This window comes from Streptomyces cinereospinus (genome assembly GCF_042430725.1).
GTDB lineage: Bacteria > Actinomycetota > Actinomycetes > Streptomycetales > Streptomycetaceae > Streptomyces > Streptomyces cinereospinus.
Map to the genome: position 1 here is coordinate 1 of NZ_JBHMCY010000163.1, position 1,739 is coordinate 1,739.

The 1,739-nt window shown below is 72.7% G+C and carries 4 protein-coding genes; all 4 read left to right on the forward strand.

The features are described from left to right. Nucleotides 1-188 (forward strand): acyl-CoA carboxylase epsilon subunit (locus tag ACFF45_RS35275; protein ID WP_381351123.1); only part of this gene is annotated, 188 nt, incomplete at its 5' end. A 192-nt stretch (nt 189-380) separates the two neighbouring features. Continuing rightward, nucleotides 381-509 carry a morphogenic membrane protein MmpB gene (mmpB, locus tag ACFF45_RS35280; RefSeq protein WP_381351124.1) on the forward strand — a complete coding sequence of 43 codons (129 nt, stop codon included), beginning with the start codon at nt 381-383 and terminating at the stop codon, nt 507-509. Nucleotides 510-540: 31 nt separating this feature from the next. Next, a complete protein-coding gene (locus ACFF45_RS35285) occupies nt 541-1,176 on the forward strand; it encodes a Maf family protein (protein WP_381351125.1) in 636 nt (211 codons plus the stop codon). Between the two features lie 469 nt (nt 1,177-1,645). Continuing rightward, on the forward strand, nt 1,646-1,739 hold a 94-nt coding region (locus tag ACFF45_RS35290; protein WP_280842533.1), incomplete at its 3' end, for a biotin carboxylase N-terminal domain-containing protein.

The following is a 1,739-nucleotide window of genomic DNA, read 5'->3' on the forward strand; positions in this document are numbered from 1 at the left end:
GCAACCCGACCCCCGAGGAGCTGGCCGCCGCCCTGGCGGTGGTCCGGGCCCGCGCCGCGGCGGCGTCCGTCCAGCCGCCCGGCGCGCCCGCCCCGCGGGACTCCTGGTCCGACCCGGCGCGGATCGCCGCCCGGCACGTGCCCCAGCCGGGCCGGACGGCCTGGGCGCGTTCCTCCTGGCCGGCCTGAGGCCCGGCCACGACGGCTTCGGCCATCACCGCGCACCCCGTGCCGTCCGGGTGGGTGATCGCCGGAGCCGTACCGGGGCGCGGCCCGCTCCCGGCCGTGACACACCCCGCCCGAACGGGCGCGGGCCGTCCGGCTGAAGTTGAGTACGCGTACTCAGGCGCCGCCGGGCACCGCGGACCCACGATCGAGGACATGCTGTGGTCCGACCCCGAGAACGAGCCGCCGAAGCACCTGCGCGACACCGAGGAGATGCTGCGGCGGCTGGGCGTTCTCGTGGCGCTGGCCATGGTGCTCGCGATGATCGTGATCGGTCTGGGGTGAGCCGTTCGGGTTACGCCGATACGCTGGCCGCATGACTGATCAGCCGCGCCGCCGACTCGTGCTCGCCTCCCAGTCCCCCGCCCGGCTCGGACTGCTGCGGCAGGCCGGGCTCGACCCCGAGGTGATCGTGAGCGGCGTCGACGAGGACGCCGTGACCGCCCCCACTCCCGCCGAGCTGGCGCTCGCCCTGGCCGAGGCGAAGGCCTTCGTCGTGGCCGCCCGGCCCGAGGTCATGGGGGCCCTGGTGATCGGCTGCGACTCGGTGCTGGACCTGGACGGCGAGGCGCTCGGCAAGCCGGCCGACGCCGAGGAGGCCACCGCGCGCTGGAAGGCGATGCGCGGCCGGGCGGGGACGCTCCAGACCGGCCACTGCGTCTACGACACGCGCAGCGGGCGGTACGCCTCCGCGACCGCCTCCACGGTCGTCCACTTCGGTGAACCCACCGACGAGGAGATCGCCGCCTACGTCGCCTCCGGCGAGCCCCTCCACGTCGCCGGGGCCTTCACCCTGGACGGCCGCTCGGCCCCGTTCATCGACGGCATCGACGGCGACCACGGCAACGTGATCGGCATCAGCCTGCCCCTGGTCCGGCGACTGCTGGCCGAACTCGGGGTGGGCATCACGGAGTTGTGGGCGCCGGCGGAGGGCCGACCGGGGAGTCGGTGACCGGGGAGTCGCCGGCCGGCGTGCCGCCCGCGTCCCCCTCGGCCCCGGACGCGAGCCGCTGCCGCCCGTCGTCGGTCATCGGGCAGCACCACCAGGCCCATCACCGCGGTCAGCCGTCTCACCGCCACAGGGTGGCGTTACCCGGAGTACGTGTGCGTACGTCGCGAACGCTACTAACGGGTAAACCTTGGGACAAGGGTTCCGCCGCGAGCAAAGAATCATTGGGCCATTCGTAGGGACTCCACAAAGAATCAGGGTGGGCCGCAGCACGCTCTTACAGAGACCTTGACCACATGGGAAGGCTAGGGTTCTCCGGAGGAGTCCTGCGTACCGCGCTGCGACAAGGGATTTCGCGGGTGGAGCGAGCCTCGCATCACGCTCCGTGTGGGCCAGCTCACCACTGGGGAAGGGTCGATGTGCCGTGTCGGCAGTCCCTAAACTCGGCTTGTTTCAAGGAGGGAGCCTCATCGTGCGCAAGGTGCTCATCGCCAACCGTGGCGAAATCGCTGTCCGCGTGGCCCGGGCGTGCCGGGACGCCGGGATCGCGAGCGTGGCCGTCTATG